Origin of the sequence: Crossiella sp. CA-258035, assembly GCF_030064675.1 — a bacterium.
Taxonomy (GTDB): domain Bacteria; phylum Actinomycetota; class Actinomycetes; order Mycobacteriales; family Pseudonocardiaceae; genus Crossiella.
On sequence record NZ_CP116413.1, the window covers coordinates 7,388,606 to 7,407,907 of the forward strand.

At 70.3% G+C, this 19,302-nt stretch carries 17 protein-coding genes; 8 read left to right on the forward strand and 9 right to left on the reverse strand.

Features of this window, described 5'->3' with window-relative positions:
• Positions 1-57 precede the first annotated feature (57 nt).
• Together N8J89_RS33200 and N8J89_RS33205 are read right to left on the reverse strand one after the other, a co-directional pair.
• Positions 58-654, reverse strand: a complete 597-nt coding sequence (locus tag N8J89_RS33200) for a hypothetical protein (RefSeq protein ID WP_283660923.1) — start codon at positions 652-654, stop codon at positions 58-60.
• A gap of 170 nt (positions 655-824) precedes the next feature.
• The gene (locus tag N8J89_RS33205) at positions 825-1,886 is read right to left on the reverse strand and encodes a DNRLRE domain-containing protein (protein WP_283660924.1); all 1,062 of its coding nucleotides are present in this window, start codon (positions 1,884-1,886) and stop codon (positions 825-827) included.
• A gap of 133 nt (positions 1,887-2,019) precedes the next feature.
• Here N8J89_RS33205 and N8J89_RS33210 point away from each other — a divergent pair, with 133 nt between their 5' ends.
• Positions 2,020-2,946: a DUF222 domain-containing protein gene (locus tag N8J89_RS33210; RefSeq protein ID WP_283660925.1), complete on the forward strand. Its 927-nt coding sequence runs from the start codon at positions 2,020-2,022 to the stop codon at positions 2,944-2,946.
• Here N8J89_RS33210 and N8J89_RS33215 read toward each other — a convergent pair.
• Positions 2,939-3,970, reverse strand: coding sequence for an aminotransferase class V-fold PLP-dependent enzyme (locus N8J89_RS33215; RefSeq protein ID WP_283660926.1), 1,032 nt, complete (start codon positions 3,968-3,970; stop codon positions 2,939-2,941). The genes N8J89_RS33210 and N8J89_RS33215 overlap by 8 nt on opposite strands.
• Before the next feature lie 38 nt (positions 3,971-4,008).
• Between N8J89_RS33215 and N8J89_RS33220 the strand changes: the two genes are divergently transcribed.
• The 5 genes from N8J89_RS33220 (at position 4,009) to N8J89_RS33240 (ending at position 8,297) form a co-directional block, all read left to right on the forward strand.
• Positions 4,009-4,419: a secondary thiamine-phosphate synthase enzyme YjbQ gene (locus N8J89_RS33220; protein ID WP_283660927.1), complete on the forward strand. Its 411-nt coding sequence runs from the start codon at positions 4,009-4,011 to the stop codon at positions 4,417-4,419.
• Positions 4,420-4,587: 168 nt separating this feature from the next.
• Positions 4,588-5,838, forward strand: coding sequence for an MFS transporter (locus N8J89_RS33225; protein WP_283660928.1), 1,251 nt, complete (start codon positions 4,588-4,590; stop codon positions 5,836-5,838).
• A gap of 15 nt (positions 5,839-5,853) precedes the next feature.
• The gene (locus N8J89_RS33230; protein WP_283660929.1) at positions 5,854-6,645 is read left to right on the forward strand and encodes a DUF8017 domain-containing protein; all 792 of its coding nucleotides are present in this window, start codon (positions 5,854-5,856) and stop codon (positions 6,643-6,645) included.
• A gap of 36 nt (positions 6,646-6,681) precedes the next feature.
• Positions 6,682-7,602 carry a DUF8017 domain-containing protein gene (locus N8J89_RS33235; protein WP_283660930.1) on the forward strand — a complete coding sequence of 307 codons (921 nt, stop codon included), beginning with the start codon at positions 6,682-6,684 and terminating at the stop codon, positions 7,600-7,602.
• On the forward strand, positions 7,602-8,297 hold the full coding sequence (locus N8J89_RS33240; RefSeq protein ID WP_283660931.1) for an HAD family hydrolase: 696 nt from the start codon (positions 7,602-7,604) through the stop codon (positions 8,295-8,297). The genes N8J89_RS33235 and N8J89_RS33240 overlap by 1 nt, the downstream gene beginning before the upstream one ends.
• A 274-nt stretch (positions 8,298-8,571) precedes the next feature.
• Here the strand turns inward: N8J89_RS33240 and N8J89_RS33245 are convergent, their stop codons facing one another.
• From N8J89_RS33245 to N8J89_RS33265, 5 genes are all read right to left on the reverse strand, one after another.
• Positions 8,572-10,341, reverse strand: a complete 1,770-nt coding sequence (locus N8J89_RS33245; RefSeq protein ID WP_283660932.1) for a Xaa-Pro dipeptidyl-peptidase — start codon at positions 10,339-10,341, stop codon at positions 8,572-8,574.
• Positions 10,342-10,569: 228 nt separating this feature from the next.
• The gene (locus N8J89_RS33250) at positions 10,570-12,450 is read right to left on the reverse strand and encodes a Xaa-Pro dipeptidyl-peptidase (protein ID WP_283660933.1); all 1,881 of its coding nucleotides are present in this window, start codon (positions 12,448-12,450) and stop codon (positions 10,570-10,572) included.
• 91 nt (positions 12,451-12,541) lie between these two features.
• Complete coding sequence (locus N8J89_RS33255; protein WP_283660934.1) at positions 12,542-13,675, reverse strand: amidohydrolase family protein; 1,134 nt, start codon at positions 13,673-13,675, stop codon at positions 12,542-12,544.
• Complete coding sequence (locus tag N8J89_RS33260; RefSeq protein ID WP_283660935.1) at positions 13,676-15,052, reverse strand: type I glutamate--ammonia ligase; 1,377 nt, start codon at positions 15,050-15,052, stop codon at positions 13,676-13,678.
• A 39-nt stretch (positions 15,053-15,091) separates the two neighbouring features.
• Positions 15,092-16,840, reverse strand: coding sequence for a proline--tRNA ligase (locus N8J89_RS33265; protein ID WP_283660936.1), 1,749 nt, complete (start codon positions 16,838-16,840; stop codon positions 15,092-15,094).
• 123 nt (positions 16,841-16,963) lie between these two features.
• Here N8J89_RS33265 and N8J89_RS33270 point away from each other — a divergent pair, with 123 nt between their 5' ends.
• Positions 16,964-17,347: a VOC family protein gene (locus N8J89_RS33270; protein WP_283660937.1), complete on the forward strand. Its 384-nt coding sequence runs from the start codon at positions 16,964-16,966 to the stop codon at positions 17,345-17,347.
• 7 nt (positions 17,348-17,354) lie between these two features.
• On the opposite strand, the gene N8J89_RS33275 is transcribed toward N8J89_RS33270, so the two are convergent.
• Positions 17,355-18,371, reverse strand: coding sequence for a GNAT family N-acetyltransferase (locus tag N8J89_RS33275; protein ID WP_283660938.1), 1,017 nt, complete (start codon positions 18,369-18,371; stop codon positions 17,355-17,357).
• A gap of 75 nt (positions 18,372-18,446) precedes the next feature.
• On the opposite strand from N8J89_RS33275, the gene yaaA reads away from it, so the two are divergent.
• Entirely contained in the window at positions 18,447-19,190 is a 744-nt protein-coding gene (gene yaaA, locus N8J89_RS33280; protein ID WP_283660939.1) for a peroxide stress protein YaaA, read from the forward strand.
• The last annotated feature ends 112 nt before the right edge of the window (positions 19,191-19,302 follow it).

The following is a 19,302-nucleotide window of genomic DNA, read 5'->3' on the forward strand; positions in this document are numbered from 1 at the left end:
CACCGCGCTCAGCCAGCTAACCGCCGGAGGGCCCTGCGCGCAGCGCTGTTGGCGCGCTCAGCTCATGATCGCGCCAAACCGCAACGCGTCGGTGCTAATCGCCTTGAGCAGCTCGACATCCGCCCGGCCCTCGGTGAAGAAGTCCGACTCGACGATGGTGACCACGGAACCGCTGACCCTGGAGGCGTAGCCCGCCCCGGTCAGCTTCCGTGGCCCGTCCGGCACGGTGTAGCCGTCGCGGAGCAGGTCGGCGATGTTGCCGGTCTTGTCCCGCGACGCGAGCCGGTTCAACTCCACCGCGTCCTTGCTGTCCGCCATACGCACCACGGCCACGGACACCACCACCTTGGTCCCGTCCGCGGTGCTCGTCGTGTGCAGCGACCGGACCACCTGCTGGCAGGAGGACTTCGCCAGGAACTCCGCGACAGCCCCGTAGGCCCGCTTCCCGCAGTCGGCGTCCCGGTGCTCAGCATGCGCCGCGAACTGGTACGCCGGCACCCCAGGCGGCGTGGTCGGCGTGCCCGCCACCAACGAAGGCTGGAAAGCCAGCCACAGCAACCCGGACAGAATGGCCACCCCGACCAGCCCAAGGCCCTTGATCGCGTAGTTGACCACCGGCCGCTCAGCGAGCGAGGGCGTCCCCGGCTCCCCCACGAGCGAGTGACCCCCGTCCATCCCAAAAGACACAGCCGACAACTGCGAGGTACCGCCCCCGCGCCGCGGGTCCGACAGTTCCCTCACCGGTCCGGATGACAGATGCTCCGACACGGTCTCTCACCGTAACCGCATCCGCCCGGGACCACGAACCGAGTGGTCAATTGTGATTATCCGTGCTGGTAGGTCACTTCCAGCCGAGGCGGCCGTCCCTCGCTGGCCTCACTCGCCGACCACTTCTTCCACCCGAACACGTCGGCTTCGTTCTCAGCCCGCAAACCCAGCCCACCCAGCTCAGCACCGCCACGAGCCCACTCACGTACCAGCCCGGTCAGCTCCACCTCGACGGCACCATCCGGGCAACTCGCCGAGTGCCCCAGGGTCTTCGTCGAACCGGCCACCTGCCGCAACCACGCCGGCTGCCTGCTCCAAGCGGTCTTCGCGTCAGCGGCCCCGGTCTCCCACACCTGCCAGGCTCGAGCCTGACAAGACCACGAGTGCCAGTTCCACAGCTTCAGCTCCGCTCGCCGGACCTGCTTGCCCCGCAGCTCCGCCAACTGCCAGCTGAGAAACGACCGCGCCACGATCGTCCCGTCGAACGTCCCGACCCGGATGTCCGGCTGGTGCCCCATCGGCGCGGTCAGAATGTTGCTCTGCACGTAGGTGTCCAATACCGGCCCCAGCGACACACTCGCCGGCTCGGCAACCACATCCGACGCCTCGCTCTCGGCACGTTCGCTCGCCACCGTCAGCGTCGCCGTTCCGCCACTGGGCACCAGACGCTGGGTGAAGCCACTGCGCGTCACCGTCACCACCAGGTCCTCACCAGGCCGCGCGCCGGGGTAGGTGGCGCGATTGCCCGCCAGCACCGGGGCCGGCAGCGGCGTCGGCCACGCTCGGCTGAACCGAGTCTGCCCGTCCACCATTCGCGCCAGCTCCGTGCTCCCCTGCCCACCGAGGCTCAACCGCCGCGGATGCGCCACCGGCTCGACCCGCCCGTCCGCGCCCGCCCGCAACGTGAGATCGACCGGCCGCCAACCAGCGCCGTCCCGAACATGAACCGGCCCGGTGTGCAGCACCAGCGTTCGGGAGCCATCAGGGTTGGCGAACGTCGACGAGTACTCGGTCCGGGCATCTACGACTTCGACTGGCTGCGGACGCGACTGCGCGGATCCAACCGGGACAAGAACGCTGACAAGGGCAAGGACAACTGCGACACGGCGCACGGGCATGCCCTCCACCATTGTGGTCCACCCCAGACCACCGAAAGCCACCGCGGCAACGTTCACCGACCTGAGTGATTCCGCAAAATCCACCCCCTCCCCAGCTCGAAAAATGTCGGTCCCTCCCCCTAGCGTCGAGCGCATGACGACTGACCTGCGAAAACAACTCCGCGACCAGTGGCGGCAGCTCACCCGGCTCCAAGCCGAGTTCAGCCGCACCATCGGCGAGGCCGACGCCCGCGCCGACTACAAGCTCGACCGCCACACTTCGATGCGATCTTGGTTGGTCGGCGAATTGCGGATGACCGGATCCGAGGCGTCTCAACGGGTCTGCGTCGCCCGGCAACTCCGCGAGCTCCCCAAGGTCGCCACTCTGTTCACCGAAGGCGAACTTCCTTATCCCCACGTAAGCCTGCTCGCCCGGACCCGCGTGGGAATCGGGGCCACCGCGTTCACCGCCGCACTGCCGGACCTGCTGACAACAGCCCGAACCCTCGACGCGAGCCGCTTCCGCGAACACGTCCGGCAAGTCCGCAGGGAGCACACCACCACCCGCCGAGGCACTGCCCAGGATCAGCCTGAACGCGGCCGCCTGGCCATCCGCACCTACGAGGACGGCACCGTCACCCTGCACGGCAGGTTGGACCAGCCCGGCGGTGCGACCCTGCAAGAGGCGCTGAACACCGTCATGCCCACGCCAACCGGCAAGGCGCCAACCCCGAAATCCGAACGCCGGGCCGAGGCACTGGTCACCTTGTGCAGCCGCCAACTCAGCACGATGCGACACACCAAATCCCGCACGATCCCCAGCTGGCTGGGCGCCCGCATGCGCCCACGCCACCCCAACCGCCACGCCACGCCCAAGCACCGCGTCAGCGGTGCCCGCTCGTCCGTGATCGACCTCCCGCCGCTTCGTGCGGCAGCCACCCACACCCCGGCCGCCATCGCCTCGCCCGGCCCCATCCCCCTGCCGCGCCGAGACCAGGAACCGACGTCACGCATGGCTCCGGGCAGGAAGCTCACCCACGCCGCAGCTCGAGCCGGCAGATGGGGCGCTCGAACTACGTGAGCGCGTCCAACACCAGATCAACGTCAGCCGCGGTGTTGTAGAGGTGAAAAGACAAACGCGCCCTGCCCGCCCGCATGCTGAACCGCACTCCCGCCGCGCGCAATCGCCCGATCTGGTCCGTCGAGAGGGCAAGAGAGGTGATCGCTGACCCGCCCTCAGGAAGCTCAAGCCCACGGCGCACAGCGTTGGCAAGCCCCAGGCAATGATCGCGAACCGCGCCCAAGTCCAGCCCTGCCAGCCAAGGAATCGCGGCCGCGGCACCCACTTGGGCAAGCCACGCTGGTGACAGGTCAAGACGTCGAGCATCGCTCGCCAACCGCAACGGCAGTCCGTAGATCGAGGCCCAAGGGTCCTCTCCGGCGTACCAGTTAGCGGCCAGCGGACGCGTGCGCTCAAGCGCGTCCGGTCGCACGGCCAGCCACGCCGCGCCACGGGGCGACAGCAGCCACTTGTAGGCGGCGCCCACGACCCAGTCTGCCCAGTCGAGCGAGAGCGGCAGCCAACCGGCCGCCTGACTGACGTCAAGCAGCACCGGGACGCCTGCGGCTGAAGTCGCCTCGCGGAGGACGCTTGTGTCGAGCACGGCGCCCGTGGCCGACTGCACGAGACTGACCGCGATCAGGTCGGCTTGGTCCACAGTGGACGCGAGCTTCTCGAGTTCGATCTCGGTGACGGTGATACCGCGATGGGCCTGGGCCGCGAAGGGGAACGTGACGCTGGTGAAGTCGTCGGACACGGTGAGCACCCGGGTGCCGTCGGGGATGCTGCCCGCGACCAAAGCCACCAACTGAGACACGCTGGCGCCGCTGGCGACCTGCTCCGGTGGGACACCGACGAGGGCGGCGAAGCCGGCGCGGGCTTGGGCCACGTGCTCGTCGAAGTCCGGGGCGGCGTCGGCGCCGGTGCGCCAGCGGGTGATGGAGTCGCTGACGGCGTCGGCTACGAAGGCGGGTGGGATGCCGATGCTGGCGGTGTTCAGGTAGCCGGGCGGTGCATCGAACCTGTGTTCTGGGGTGGGGCGCACGAACGCGACCTTAGGCCGGGATCGGTAGCGTGCAAGGGGTGTTGACTGAGGAGATCGAGATCCGGACCGGGTCGGTCGAGGTGGTCTACGACCTCACGGCCGAGTGCGAGCGGTTCCTGACGGATGCTGGTGGGCGCGACGGGCTGTTGCACGTGTGGGTGCCGCACGCGACGGCGGGCCTGGCGGTGTTGGAGGCCGGGGCGGGCAGCGAGGACGACCTGTTGGCCGCGCTGCGGGAGTTGTTGCCGAAGGACGATCGGTGGCGGCATCGGCATGGCTCGCCAGGGCACGGGCGGGACCATGTGTTGCCCGCGTTGTTGCCGCCGTATGCGACGGTTCCGGTGCTGGGTGGGCGGATGGCGTTGGGGACGTGGCAGTCGGTGTGCTTGGTGGACACCAATGTGGACAATCCGGTGCGGAAGGTGCGGCTCAGCCTGTTGGTGGGGTGAGTTTAGGACTCGCGGTGTGGTTGACGATGATCGTCCTCTGGCCGTTGTCCGGATAGCGGACAAAGTCGTCCGAAAATCTTGACTCCGCGTTGGGGGCGCTTCAGGCTGCCGCGCATGGGTGACGGAGTGCGGGCGAGCTCTGACGAGGCAGTGGCACGTGGGCCGCTCATGCGGGTGGTGAGTGCCGGGGTCATCGGCACGACGGTCGAGTTCTACGACTTCTTCCTCTACGGCGCGGCCGCGGCGACGATCTTCGGGCCGGTGTTCTTTCCGCAGGCCGATGGTCTGGTCGGGGTGTTGCTCGCGCTGGTCACCTATGCCGTGGGGTTTGTCGCGCGGCCGTTGGGTGGCGTGGTGTTCGGGCATTTCGGGGACCGGGTCGGGCGGAAGAAGCTGCTCGCGGTCAGCCTGCTGCTCATGGGGGTGTCCTCGTTCCTGATCGGCGTGCTGCCGGGGTATGCCGAGATCGGGATCGTGGCGCCGCTGCTGCTGACGTTGTTGCGGCTGGTGCAGGGGTTCGCGCTGGGTGGGGAGTTCGGCGGGGCGGTGTTGCTGGTCGCTGAGCACGGGCCTGCCCGGCAGCGGGGGTTCTGGACGGCGACGCCGCAGACCGGTGGGCCGCTGGGCAACCTGTTGGCAACCGCCGCGCTGGCGGCGACCGCGTACTCGATGAGCGGGGCTGACTACACCTCGTGGGGCTGGCGGATTCCGTTCCTGGCCTCGGTTGTGCTGGTGCTGGTGGGGTTGTGGGTCCGGTTGCGGGTGGCGGAGTCGCCGTTGTTCGCCGAGGCGAAACGGAAGGCGCGGCCGGAGCGGGCGCCGCTGGTGACGGCATTTCGGCGGCATCCGCGGGAGTTGTTCAGCGTGTTCGCGGCGCGGGTCGGGGAGAACGCGACGTTCTACGTGTTCACGATCTTCCTGTTGGTCTACGCGAACCACATCGGGTTGCCAGCCGGGGCCGCCACGGCGGCGGTGACGGTGGGTTCCGTGGTGCAGGTGCTGGCGATGCTGGCTGGTGGGGCCTTGTCCGACCGGTTCGGGCGGCGGCCGGTGGCGGTGGTCGCGGCAGTGCTGGCGGCCGGGTGGACAGCGGTGTTCTTCCCGCTGGTGGCGACGAGGGATCAGGCGTGGGTGTTGCTCGCGGTGGGCGTGGGGTTGCTGCTGCACGGGTTGCTCACCGGGGCGCAGGCGGCGTTCTACGCGGAGCTGTTCGACACCACGGTGCGGTACTCGGGCGTGTCGATCGGCTACCAGGCGGCGACGATGCTGGCCGGTGCGGCCGCGCCGCTGGTCGGGACGCAGTTGCTGCGCAGCACCGGGTCGCCCGCACCGGTGGCCTGGATGCTGGCGGCATGCCTGGGTTTGACGGTGGTCGGCATGTTGATCGTGCCGGAGACCCGGCGGTCCCAGCTGCGTTAGGTACGGTGTCCAGCCGTGACGTGGTCTGGGGATCAAGGCAACAGGGGCGGCGGCGAGTTCACCGGGGCCTACGGCGGTCTGGGCGTGTTCGGCGAAGGCCAGCCCGAGCCGCCGAAGAACCGCTGGCGAATGGCGATCATCGCGGCGCTGAGCCTGGTCATCGTGGTGGGACTGGTGCTGGTCGTGGTGCTGCTGACCAGGGATGAGACCCCGCCACCGGTGGCGCAGACCACTCCGGCGACCTCGTCGGCCTCGGGTGGTTCCGGCACCGCGGGGTCCACGGCGCTGCAGACCATCACCAACGCCGAGGCCGGTCTGACCTACAAGGTGCCCGCGAACTGGGAGAAGGGCGCTGAGGGCATGTCGCGCACGACCTCGGGACCGATCCTGCGCGGTATGGCGGCGCGACACCCGTACACCTGCAACTCGTTGCAGTACACCCGCGCTGAGGTCGGTTCCGGCCGCACCGATGACAACAACCTGGCCCGCGCGGCCACCGAGCTGGCCAAGAACGTGGCGACCAGGGGTTACACGGTCGACAAGGTCGAGCCGAAGGTGACTACGAACGAGCCGAAGAACTTCGACAACGCCGGGACGACCGGGGTGCTGGTGGTCGCGAACACCACGGCGGCGAAGACCAGCGAGTGCAACGCGCCGCGCGGACAGGTGGTCGCGCTGGCGACGAAGGGCGCGAAGGGCACCTCGGTGTTCGTGCTCGACGTGTCGTACGAGGGGAAGTTCGCCGATCGCGGGCCGACCGACGCCGAGGTGCGGCAGATCCTCGACTCGGTGCGGCTGGTCAAGTAGCCGGTCACGCCGGCTCGGGACCGGTACGGTCGCGGGGTGACATCGTCAGGACCCGGCAACGGACAGGATCCGGCCTACTGGGAGCGGTATCAGAACACCGAGTTCTACGGCTCGGGGCCGGAGTACGGCGGGCTGGGCGTGTATCGCAGCGACGGCCCGACTCCGCCGCAGCAGCAGCCGCCTGGGCGGTCCGGGCGCCGGATCGCGGTGGTGGCGCTGAGCGCGGTGATCGTCATCGGGCTGGTGTCGATCGTGTTCCTGGTCAGCGGCTCCGATGAGTCCGGGTCGGGCGAATCGGCCGCGCCCGCCGCCGCCAGCTCGACCGCGCGGACCACCCGGGGCACCACCTCGCGCTCGGTCCCGCCGACCACGACGGTGCCGAGCAAGTCCATGGTTCCGCAGGTCAGCGGGTGGCAGGCGGTGTGGACGAAGCGCGGGCTGGCCTATGACGTGCCGAAGGAGTGGAAGGTGCTCAACTCCTCCACGATCGTCGGGTTCGAGGACGGGAACGGGCCGAAGGTCGCGATGAGCGGGGTGTCGGCCTTCAAGGAGGGCTACTGCACCGCCGATCCGAAATGGCGCAATGCTCGGCGCGGGCTGGTCGGGGTCGGTGGCGCGAAGATCTCGGACGTGAACGTCACCGCGGCTGAGGGGGCGAAGCTGTGGGCTGACGGCCGGTATGGCGAGAACGCGGGTGTGCAGCCGCGGGTGGAGCTGAGCACGGCGAAACCGATGAAGGTGGGCAGCCGCTCGGCCGCGCGGGTCACGGCCAAGGTCGAGGTGACGTCCAAGCACGAGTGCAACCCGCGAGTGGGTGTGGTGCACGTGGTGGCGGTGGTGGGTGAGACGCCGGAGACCGGGGCGGTGTTCGTGGTCCAGGCCGACCAGGAGACGCCGGACTCGTCGGACCCGGCCGAGCTGGAGAAGATCATCTCCAGTCTGCGGCCGGTGGACTGATGACGCCGCACACGCTGGTGTTGTGGGACATCGACCTCACCCTGGTCGACCTGCGCGGGATCGGCGCGGACTGGTACGGGACGGTGTTGCGGCGGGTCGCCGGGCAGGTGATCCGGCATGTGCCGTCGATGCAGGGACGGACCGAGCGGGCGATCACCACCGAACTGCTCAACCGGCACGGCATTCCGGAGAGCGAGGACGAGGTGCGGCGAGTGTTCGCCGCGCTGGTCGACGTGGTCGCCGAGGACCGGCTGGTGCTGCCCGAGCGGGGTAGCGCGTTGCCCGGCGCGGCGGCGGTGTTGCGGGCGCTGGCCGGCACGCCTGGGGTGGTGCAGAGCCTGGTCACCGGGAACCTGCCGGAGGTCGCGCGGTTCAAGTTGGACGCGTTCGGGCTGGATGAGCACGTGGACTTCGAGGTTGGCGGGTACGGGCACGAGTCAGTGGAGCGGCATCCGCTGGTGGGCACGGCGGTGGCGCTGGCCGAGCGCAAGTACGGGGTCGCGTTTCCCGCCGACCGGGTGGTCGTGGTGGGTGACACGCCGCACGACGTGGCGGCGGCGTTGCACCACGGGGCGACCGCGGTCGGGGTGGCGACCGGTCGGTGTGACGCGGCTGAGCTGTGGGCGGCGGGGGCGCATGTCGTGCTGCCGGATCTGGCGGACACGGCGGAAGTGCTGGCGGCGTTGGTGCGCTGACCAACGGCGCGCTGCCCGGTGACGCTGGCGCTGACCAGTGGTGGGATCGGCCGTGGCGTTGGGGCTGACCAATGGCGGGATCGGCGGTGACGCTGCCACTGACCAACGGCGGAAATCGGCAGTGACGTTGGTGCTGACCAGCAGTGGAACCGGTCGTGGTGCGGTTGCTGGGCTGGTGTGTGGACGTGACAGCGCCCCGGCGGTTGGTCGCCGGGGCGCTGTGGTCAGTGCTGGTGGTGTGGGCCGCCGGGAGTGCGCGGCCCCAGGGTGTCGGTCAGAAGCCGAGGGCCTTGCGGCCGCCGACCACCGGGAGCTCGATGTGGCTGGTCAGCAGCGAGATCGAGTTCTTGCCGGCCTTGGGGTCAACCGAGACGTAGCTCGCGTTGTTGGCCACCACGACCAGGCCGATGCGGTGCCCGGCGGCGAAGATGTAGTCCTTCGGGTGCAGCTTCCAGCGCACGTAGTAGGACTGTCCGGGATTCAAGTCGTGTTCCCAGCTCAGCGACAGGTGGTTCTTCACGTCGATCGCGCCGCGGGTGACCACGACGGGACTGAAGGCCGGGTCGCTGGCCGGGCCGTAGTCCACCAGCAGCGCGGTCAGCGGGGTGCTGGTGGTCTCCGGGGTGACCCGCACGGTGACTTCGGAGGTGCCGGAGATCCTGGCCGGCTGCTTCAGCTCCGGGGTCAGGTAGGCGAGGCGGTTGGCCTTCGCGGCTTCCGGGCCGCCGATCGCGTTGGCCTCGGTCTGGGCCGGGTCGTCGGTGAAGGACTGGGTGCCGGTGGGCCAGCTCGGCAGCGTGCCCAGGGTGCCCGCGACGCCGTTGGCGGCCGGGCCGAAGAACAGGTGGGTGTCCTCCGCCTTCTTGTCCGGCCAGCTGGTCTGGGTCTCCCACTTGCCGTCCGGGCGCTGGATGTCGGCGATCGGCTCCTTCATCACGCCGTTGTCCAGGCCGTACAGCCAGTGGTCCATCCAGCGGTGCATCGCGGCCTGCCACTCGGCCTGGCGCACGCCGTTGGGGTCGATGTGCCCACCGCGCAGCAGCCACAGCTTGCGCGGGATGTGGTTCTTCGCCAGCAGGTCCCACAGCTTGGAGTAGTGGGCGGGCTTGACGTTCCAGTCCTCCTGGCCGTGCACGACGAACACCGAGGCGCGGATGTTGTCCACGTCCGGCTTGTAGTCGCGTTCCCGCCAGAACGGGGTGTAGTTGAAGGTGTCGTCGCCGGAGTTGTCGCCGAGTGCCTTCAGCTGCTCCTTGCAGCGCTCACGCGCGGCGGGGCTGGCAACGTAGCTGGCGAGCCATTCCGCGTAGCGCTCGTCCCAGCCGTTGCTGTAGCCGATGCCCTGGTCGCGGGTGTAGTCGTACCAGCTGGAGATCGCCGACATGGGGACGATCGTCTTGAGGCCCTTGATGCCGGTTGCCGCCACCGCGGTCGGCAGGGTGCCGTTGTAGGAGCCGCCGAGCATGCCCACCGCGCCGGTGCTCCAGGAAGCCACGGCGGGGGTGCCGTCGGCGTAGACGGCCTTGGCGCGGCCGTTGAGCCAGTCGATGGAGGCCGCGATGGAGCGGGTGTCCTCCTTGCCGCCGGTGGTCGGGCAGCCGTCGGAGCGGGCGGTGCCCTGCATCTCGACCTCGACCACGGCGTAGCCGCGCGGCACGAAGAACTCGTCGTACCAGCGGCGGAAGTCCTTCGGCAGCATCGGGATCTGCCGATCGATCCGGTCCCTGGTCAGCAGCGGGGCCAGTTGGTAGTACGGGCTGGCCTCCATCACGATCGGGACCTTCAGGCCGGAGTTGGTCTCCTTGGGCCGCATGACGTCCGCGGCGATCCGGTCGAGCTTGCCGTCCGAGTCGCTGTCGATCTTCGACTCGATGTAGACGGTCTCCTTCACCGCTTCGGCGTGGGAGTAGATCGGCTTGGTCTCGTTGCCGACCACCGGCCCCTGCGGGGTCGCCGCGGCGGAAAGCGGCATCATCAGCGCCGACGCGGTGGCTAGGGCCACCGCACTGGCGAGCAGCGCGACAGGTCTGCGCGCGTGTTCCATGAATCCTCCTCCGGCCATACCTGCCTCACCGAGGCATGGCCGCTGACAGCACACATGACGACCAGGTTCCGTGAATCGGCCTAATGGCCCAATGTTTCGGAACTGAACGACTTTCGGGTTGTCGGTTGTGGACGTTGGCTCCGAAACGATCGGTGGTCCCGCCCGGCGCGCTGCCGGACGGGACCACCATTGACCTGGTGTTACCCGTTGTTGGGTGATGTCATCCGGTCAGCCGCCGAGTGCGGTGCCGCCGCCGACCAGGGGCAGGTCGATGCTGCTGTTGGCCAGGGACACCCGGACGCCGCGGGCGGCGGCGTCCACCGAGACGTAGCTGCTCAGGTTGGCCACCAGGACCACGCCGATGCGGTGCCCGGCCGGGAACACGTAGTCCTTCGGGTGCAGCTCGAACCGCACCCGGTAGGCGGTGCCCGGGGTCAGCGCGGTGCCGGTCTTGAGCGAGGCGTGGTTCTTCACGTCGATGGAGCCCTTGGTGACCACCTGGTAGGTGGCCGCCGCCTGGCTTTCCGCGGGTGGGGCCGCGCAGCCGGTGCGCATGGCCAGGTCAGCCGCCTCGCAGGACTCGGTGAGCAGCTGCTCCGGGGTCTTGTCAGACAGCGTGGTGGTGGTCGCCGGGCCGTAGTCGACGAGCACCGCGGTCAGCGGGGTGCTGTTGCTGTCCGGGGTGACCGTGACGTCGAGCTTGGTGGTGCCGGACAGGGTGGTGTTCTTGGCCAGCGGGGCAGTCAGGTAGGCGAGCCGGTTGGCCTTGGCGGTCTCCGGGGTGGACACCGCGGTGGCCTCGGTCTGGCTGCTGTTGTTGGTGAAGGACTGGGTGCCGGTGCTCGCGGTCTTGTTCAGCGAGCCGACCGCGCCCGCGGCGGCCGGGCCGAAGTACAGCTTGGCGTCGGCGGTGCCGGCCTGCGGCCAGGTGGAGTGGGTCTCCCAGGCGCCGTTGGGGCGCTGGATGTCGGCCATCGGCTCCTTCATGACCCCGTTGTCCAGGCCGACCAGCCAGTGGTCCATCCACTTGTGCATGACCTTCTGCCACTCGGCCTGGCGGAACCCGATCGGGTCCAGGTGCGCTCCGCGGTGCAGCCAGATCTTGCGCGGGATGTTGTTCTTGACCAGCTCGTACCAGAGCTTGGAGTAGTGGCCGGGCTTGACGTTCCAGTCCTCCTGGCCGTGCACCACGAAGACCGATGCCTTGATGTTGGCGGCGTTGGGGCGGTAGTCGCGCTCCTGCCAGAACGGGGTGTAGTCGAAGGTGTTGTCACCGGCGTTGTCGCCGAGGGCCTTGATCTTGGCCGCGCACCTGGTCTTGGCCTCGGCGCTGGCGACGTAGTTCGCCAGGTACTCCGGGTAGCGCCGGTCCCAGCCGCCGCTGTAGCCGATGCCCTGGTCGCGGGTGTAGTCGTACCAGCTGGAGATGGCCGCGATCGGCACGATGGTCTTGAGGCCCTCGATGCCCGCGGTGGCCACCGCGTTGGGCAGGGTGCCGTTGTAGGAGACGCCGAGCATGCCGACCGCGCCGGTGCTCCAGGAGGCGACCGCGGGCTTGCCGTCGGCGTAGAAGGCCTTCTTGCGGCCGTTGAGCCAGTCGATGGAGGCCGCGATGGAGGCGGTGTCCTCCTTGCCGCCGGTGGTCGGGCAGCCCGCGGAGCGCGAGGTGCCCTGCATCTCGACCTCGACCACGGCATAGCCGCGCGGCACGAAGAACTCGTCGTACCAGCGGCCGAAACCGCGGGGCGCGGTGCCGGGGATCTGGCGGTCGGCGTCGACGGCGCGTTCCCGCGCGGTGGTGCCGCGGTAGTACGGGCTGGCCTCCATGACAACCGGTGACTTCAGGCCCGCGGTGTTGGTCTCCTTGGGCCGCATCACGTCGGCGGCGATGCGGTCGGGCTTGCCGTCGGAGTCGCTGTCGATCGCGGACTCGATGTAGACGGTCTCGCGGATGGCCTCGGCGTGGGAGTAGATCGGCTGGGTCTCGTTGGCGACGACGGACATTCCCGGCGGGGCCGGGGCGGCGGTGGCCGGCAGAGCGGCCAGGGTGCCCGCGAACGCGGCGGTCACCGCGGTCAGCAGGGTCAGTGTGGTGCGTGCAGGGCGCATGAGATCCAGCACACAAGATCGCTGTGACCAGCAGATACGAACTAAAGGAGGTGCGTTTCAACAGATACATAAGCGACGTGGGCGATTCCGCCTAGCCGGTTGCTCCATTCGGGCGCACATGGATGTAGACCTTGGTGGCGTTGCCCGCGGCGATGCCGTGCACCAGGCGTTCGGCGGACCTGGTGGACAGGGCATCGTCGGCGAGCCAGGTGTCGACCAGGCGGCCCAGGCCGCGGCGCCACAGCTTGGCACCCAGGAACAGCAGCTCAGGCAGGCCGTAGCCGTCGGAGGAGTAGCAGACCGAGCTGAACGGGGCCAGTTCCAGCAGCTCGGCGAGCACCTCGTGGGCGCGCTCGCCGACATAGGGCACGGCGAGTCCGACGTCAACCCTGACCTGTCCGTAGACGTGCGCGAGGTAGCCGGCGTTGCGGTGGAACGGCCAGCAGTGCAGCAGCATCACGGTGGCGCTGCCGTGCCGGGTGGCGGCAAGGAAGTCGCTGAGCAGCAGTGGGTCGGCGCGGTGCAGCCGCAGGTCGGGGTCGCCGAAGCCGGTGTGCAGTTGCAGCGGCAGGCCGAGCTCGGCACCTAACCGCACGCCCAGGTGGGCGAGCCAGCCGAGCAGCACCGGGTCGGCCAGCCTGCCGCCGCCTTCGCGCAGCCAGTGGTCAGCGGCGCGGGTGAACTCCGCCGCCGAGGGCGGCTGGGCGGGCAGGTCGAGGCCGGTTCGGTAGGCGACGATGCTCTTCAGCCCGACCGCGTCCGCGCCGCGGGCCCGCACCGCCGCCTCCACCGCCTCGGCCAGGACTGCGGAATCGGCTTCTCTGGAGATCTCTTCGAAGACCTGTTCCAGGCGGAGGATCTCGTGTGCCACGCCGCCGCCGAGTCCGGCCAGCTCGGCGGGGGTGGTCAGGGACACCGAGCTGTACCCGGTGTCCACCAGCCAGGTGCCGACCCCGGCCGCACGCAGCAGCCGCCTGCTGACCTCGGTCCAGCCGAGTTCCCAGCGTCGCGCGAGGTAGCGCTCGGGGTCGCAGTGCGGTTCCAGATCCAGCAGCGGGGCGCACCAGCGCAGCACGGCCGCGCCGAGCAGCGAGTCGAAGCCGCTGCGGCCAGGGTGCGCCGTGGGCGCTTCGGTGAGCAGCGCCTCGAAGGCGGGCCGGTCCAGGTCGGCGTCGACCACGCCGTGGCAGTGGTGGTCGAGCAGGACCACCTCGTCGGTGATCATTCAGAACAGCCAGCGGGTGCGCGCGACGATCTCCTCGGGGTCGGCCTCGGCGAAGCGTTCGGCCTCGCCGCGGCGCACGGTGAGGATCGCGTCGTGCAGCGGCGCGCCCAGTGCCTCGGCCAGGACCTCTGAGCCGGCGAGCGCGTCCGCGGCGGCGAGCACCGAGGTCGGCAGCCGGTGCACTCCGGAGGCGGCGCGCTGGTCCTCGGTCATGGCGACCGGGTCGCCGGTGATCTCCGGTGGCAGGGTCAGCTCGGCGCGCACGCCCGCGAGTCCGGCCGCGATGATGCCGCCGACCACCAGGTACGGGTTGGCGGTGGCGTCGAAGCTCTTGACCTCGGCGTTGGCCGCGCTGACCCGCTGACCGGCCGAGGGGGTGATGAACCGCAGCGCCGCCTCCCTGGTCTCCCGGCCCCAGCACTGCCAGGCCCCGGCCCAGAACGAGGGCTGCAGCCGTAGGAAGCTGGCCGGGTTCCCGGCGCCGATGGCCAGCAGCGCGGGCAGCTCGCGCAGCACCCCTGCCAGGAACGCCTCCCCCACCGGTCGCAGACCGTGGCGACCCGGCCCACCGGAGAACACGGGTCCATCCTTGCCGTGCACGGACAGGTGAACATGGGCGCCGGAGCCGGAACGGCCCGCGATCGCGGTCGGTGCGAAGCTGGCCCGCCAGCCGTGCGCCGCGGTGAGCCTGCGGATGGTGTGCCGGACCAGCAGCACGTCGTCGGCCGCGGCCACCGGGTCGTTCGGCTCGATGGACAGCTCCAGCTGGCCGGGCGCGTACTCGGGGTGGAACTGCTCGACCTGGATCTCCTGCCGGTCGAGCACCTGCACCAGTTCACGCGCGTAGTCGGCGACCGCGGACAACCGGGACAGCCCGTAGCCCGGCCCCTCGAACGCGGGCACGAACTCCACGCCGGCGCCGGGCAGCCCGACCTGCCACTCGGTCTCGAACGCCATCCGCAGCTCCAGGCCGAGCTCGGCCGCCGCGGCGACCTGCCGGGCCGCGAAGCTGCGCTGACAAGCGGTGAAGACCTCACCGTCCTGGGTGAACTTGGTGGCGGGGGCCAGCGCCCAGCCGGTCTGCCCGGCCAGTGGCACCAGCCGGTCCAGGTCCGGGATGAGCCGCAGGTCGCCGTCAGGTCCGCCGAGGTACTTGCCGACCAGCGGCCGGTCGTCGCAGGTGAAGGTCTCGAAGCAGGGCGAGGCGCCCACCCCGTGCCGGACGGCCGCCGGCAGCCTGCGGGTGGGCACCGCCTTGACCCGCGCGATCCCCGCGTTGTCCACAAAGGACAGTGCGATCAGGTCGATGCCCCCCGCCCGCAGGCGAGCCGCCAGTTCGTCCACGCCGTTGGCGTCCAGGGGTAGCTGCGCAGTCACCTACGCAGGTGTACCCGGTGCCTGGGTGTCACGCCAGATTCAGCCGCGCACCAGGGCGACCAGCTTCGCCACGGCCTCCTCGCGCGGCACGTCCTCGCGCTCGCCGGAACGCCGGTCCTTGACCTCGACCACGCCGTTGGCCAGGCCGCGCCCGACCACCACGATGGTGGGCACGCCGATGAGCTCCGCGTCGGCGAACTTCACCCCTGGCGAGGCGGTGCGGTCGTCCAGGATCACCCGGATGCCCTGGGCGTCCAGCTCGGCGGCCAGCTTCTCGCCGCCCTCGCGCAGGGTCTCGTCCTTGCCCGCGATGACCACGTGCACGTCGGCGGGCGCGATCTCGCGTGGCCAGATCAGGCCGCGCTCGTCGTAGCTCTGCTCGGCGACCGCGGCGACCGCGCGGGAGACGCCGATGCCGTAGGAGCCCATGGTGATCCGGACCGGCTTGCTGTCCGGGCCGAGCGCGTCCAGGCCGAAGGCGTCGGCGTACTTGCGGCCGAGCTGGAAGATGTGGCCGATCTCGATGCCGCGTGCCGTGACCAGGGTGCCCGCGCCGTCCGGCGAGGGGTCGCCCGCGCGGACCTCGGCGGCCTCGATCACGCCGTCCGGGGTGAAGTCGCGGCCGGCGACCAGGTCGACGACGTGGTGGTCGGCCTGGTCCGCGCCGGTCACCCAGGCGGTGCCGGTGACGATGCGCGGGTCGGCGAGGTAGCGGACCCCGTTGTCCTGGATGGCCTTCGGGCCGATGTAGCCCTTGACCAGCCAGGGGTTGGCCTTGAAGTCCGCCTCCTCCAGCAGCGCGACCTCCAGCGGCGCGACCGAGGCCTCCAGGCGCTTGAAGTCGACCTCGCGGTCACCGGGCACGCCCACGGCCAGCAGCTGCCACTCGGCGTCGCCGGGCTTGCGCACCTTGACCATGACGTTCTTCAGCGTGTCCGCCGCGGTGAACTCGCGGCCGAGACCGGCGGCGTTGAGGAAGTCGACCAGGGTCTCGATGGTCGGCGTGTTCGGCGTGTGGTGCACCTGGGCCGCGGGCAGCCCCTCGATCGGGCGAGCCGGGGGCACCGGAGTGGTGACGGCCTCGACGTTGGCCGCGTAGCCGGACTCCAGGGACCGCACGAACGTGTCCTCGCCGGTCTCGCTCTCGGCCAGGAACTCCTCGGAGGCCGAGCCGCCCATCGCGCCGGAGACCGCGGAGACGATCACGTACTTGAGGCCGAGCCGGTCGAAGATCCGGATGTAGGCCTCGCGGTGCAGCTCGTAGGAGCGCTTGAGGCCCTCGTCGTCGAGGTCGAAGGAGTAGGAGTCCTTCATGACGAACTCACGGCCGCGCAGGATGCCCGCCCGCGGGCGCGCCTCGTCCCGGTACTTGTTCTGGATCTGGTAGAGCACGGCCGGGTAGTCCTTGTAGGAGCCGTACTCGCCCTTGACCATGAGGGTGAACAGCTCCTCGTGGGTGGGCCCGAGCAGGTAGTCCGCCCGCTTGCGGTCCTTGAGCCGGAAGAGGGTGTCGCCGTACTCGGTCCAGCGGTTGGTGGCCTCGTAGGGCTCGCGGGGCACCAGCGCGGGGAAGTGCACCTCCTGGCCGCCGATGGCGTCCATCTCCTCGCGGACGACCTTCTCCACGTTGCGCAGCACCCGGTAACCGAGCGGCAGCCAGGAGAAGATGCCCGGGGCGACCCTGCGGACGTAGCCTGCGCGCACGAGCAGCTTGTGGCTCGGCACCTCGGCGTCCGCCGGATCCTCACGCAGCGTGCGCAGGAACAACGACGACATCCTGGTGATCACGACGGGACTCCTGGGGTTTCGGTGTCGGGTGGGCGCGGTGTGACTGGGCGCGCACGGAAGCGTAGTGAAGGGTATCCGCGCAGCGCAGGCGGGTTGTCGGTGGCGGGGTCTAGCGTGCGCCGCATGGCAGAGCAGACAGCGAGTTTGAGCATTGGCATGGTGACCATCGACTGCGCGGATCCGCAGGCGCTGGCCGGGTTCTGGACCCAGGTGCTGGGCACGTCGATCTCGGTCGACTACGGCGACTACGTGATCACCGCGCCGCCCGTGCCCGGCGCGACCGTGCTCGGGTTCCAGAAGGTGCCCGAGGAGCGAGCGGGCAAGAACCGGGTGCACATCGACCTCGGCGGCGTGGACCCGGCCGGGCAGATCGAGCGGGTGGTCGGGCTGGGCGCGAAGGTGCTGGCCACGCACGAGGTGCCGGGCCTGGCCTGGACCGTGCTGGCCGATCCGGAGGGCAACGAGTTCTGCATCGCCGACCACGGCGAGCTGACCGCCGCGAGCTGAGGACGGCTCAGCGCTGGTCGCGCTCCGGCGGTCGCGGTTCGCCGGTGGCGGGCGCCAGTCGTTCGCCGTGGCTGACCCAGCGCTGGGTGACCACGAACCCGGCGCGCCGGTACACGCCGAGCGCGCCGGTCGGGTTGTCCGCGTCCACGCCGAGCACCGCGCGCGGCACCCCGGCTTCGACGAAGCGGGCGAGCACGTCGGCGATCATCGCGGCGGCCAGGCCGCGGCGGCGCCAGGGCCGTCGCACGCCGATGTCGCCGAGCCACACCCGTTCCTGACCGTGGGCGCCGCGGTCGTGCTCGCCCTGGAAGCAGAGCACGTACCCGGCGATCTGGTCACCGTCGTAGGCCACCCTGGACAGGTCGCGGCGGAACTGGCTGGAGCCGACGAAGTGGTGCTGCCAGTGCTCGGGGTCGGCGTAGGGGCTGCCCCAGTGGTCGCCGAAGGCCTCCACGTGGGCGAGCCGGACCGCCTCGTCCTCGCTGACCGGGAAGTCCGTCAGGTGCAGGCCTTCGGGCATCGGCGCGGTGGCCGGGGGTGTGGTCAGGTCGCATTCCATGTCGAAGAACCAGCGCACCGGCTCCATGCCGGCGGCGGTGAGGATCTTCTCGTGGTCCGCGGCGTCCTGGTGGCGGCCCGCGGCGACGAAGCCGGGCAGCGGGCTGCCGCTGTCGCGGTGCATCTGCCTGGCGCGTTCGCGCTGCCAGCGCAGCAGGTTGGCGCCGATGCCGCGGCGGCGGTAGTCGGGGTGCACGTCGGCGTCCAGCCGGTACCACAGCTCGGGCTCACCGGTGGGTTTGCGGTGGACCAGGGCGACCGCGACCAGCCTCTCGCCGTGGAAGACGCCGAGCGAGTCGGCGGCCGGGTCGAAGCCGGGCACGGTCAGGTCCTCGGCGAGCTCGCTCGCGGAGAACTCCTCGGCGCCGGGGTCGGTCTTGGCCACGGCCGCGCTCAGCTCGGCCCAGGCCGGCGTGTCGGCCGTGGTGAGGGGCCGATGAACGAGATCCGTGCCGGAGGTCCGCATGACCAATGAAGGTAGGGACCACTCGAGGAGGTGACGACTGAATTTCCCGGCGCGGTCCCCGGATAGGGTGCGTTGGTGCTGGTTCTGCTCCCCCCTTCGGAAACCAAGGCGCCCGGTGGCGACGGGCCCGCGCTCGCGGTGGACGGGCTGTTCGCGCCCGAGCTGAACCCGGTGCGGGAGAAGTTGTTGGACGCGCTGGTGGAGTTGTCAGCCGATGTGCCGGCCAGCCTGGCCGCGCTGGGTCTGTCCGCGCGGCAGGCCGGTGAGGTGGAGCGCAACGCCGAGCTGCGGCGCGCGCCGACGCTGCCCGCGCTGCGGCGCTACACCGGGGTGCTCTACGACGCCCTGGACGTGGCCGCGTTCACCAAGGCGGAGCTGGCCAGGGCGAACGCGCGGCTCGCGGTGGGTTCGGCGCTGTTCGGGGTGCTCGCCGCTGACGACCGGATCCCGGCCTACCGGCTCTCCGGCGGCAGTGTGCTGCCCGCGATCGGGCCGTTGGGCTCGCTGTGGCGGCCCGCGCTGGAGCCCGCGCTGGCCGCGGTGCACGGGCTGGTGGTGGATCTGCGGTCCGGGGTCTACGCGAACCTGGCGAAGGTACCGGGCGCGGTGGCGGTGCGGGTGCTGACCGAGGACGCGCGCGGCAAGCGGACCGTGGTCAGCCACCACAACAAGTCGCACAAGGGCAGGCTGGCGCGGGCGCTGGCGGTGTCCCGGTCCGAGCCGGGCACGGTGGAGGCAGTGCGCAAGGTCGCGGTGGCGGCGGGTATGCGGGTGGAGCGGGCCGGGGACCAGGCGCTGGATGTGATTGTCAGCGGCTGATGAGTCGCTGCTGACAAGTAATTCGGTTGTGCGGCGCGCCGGTGGTGGGCATGCTGCCCTTCGCACGCACTTGCGCCGGTGAGCACACCGGCTGGGTCGAGGAGGTGGGACA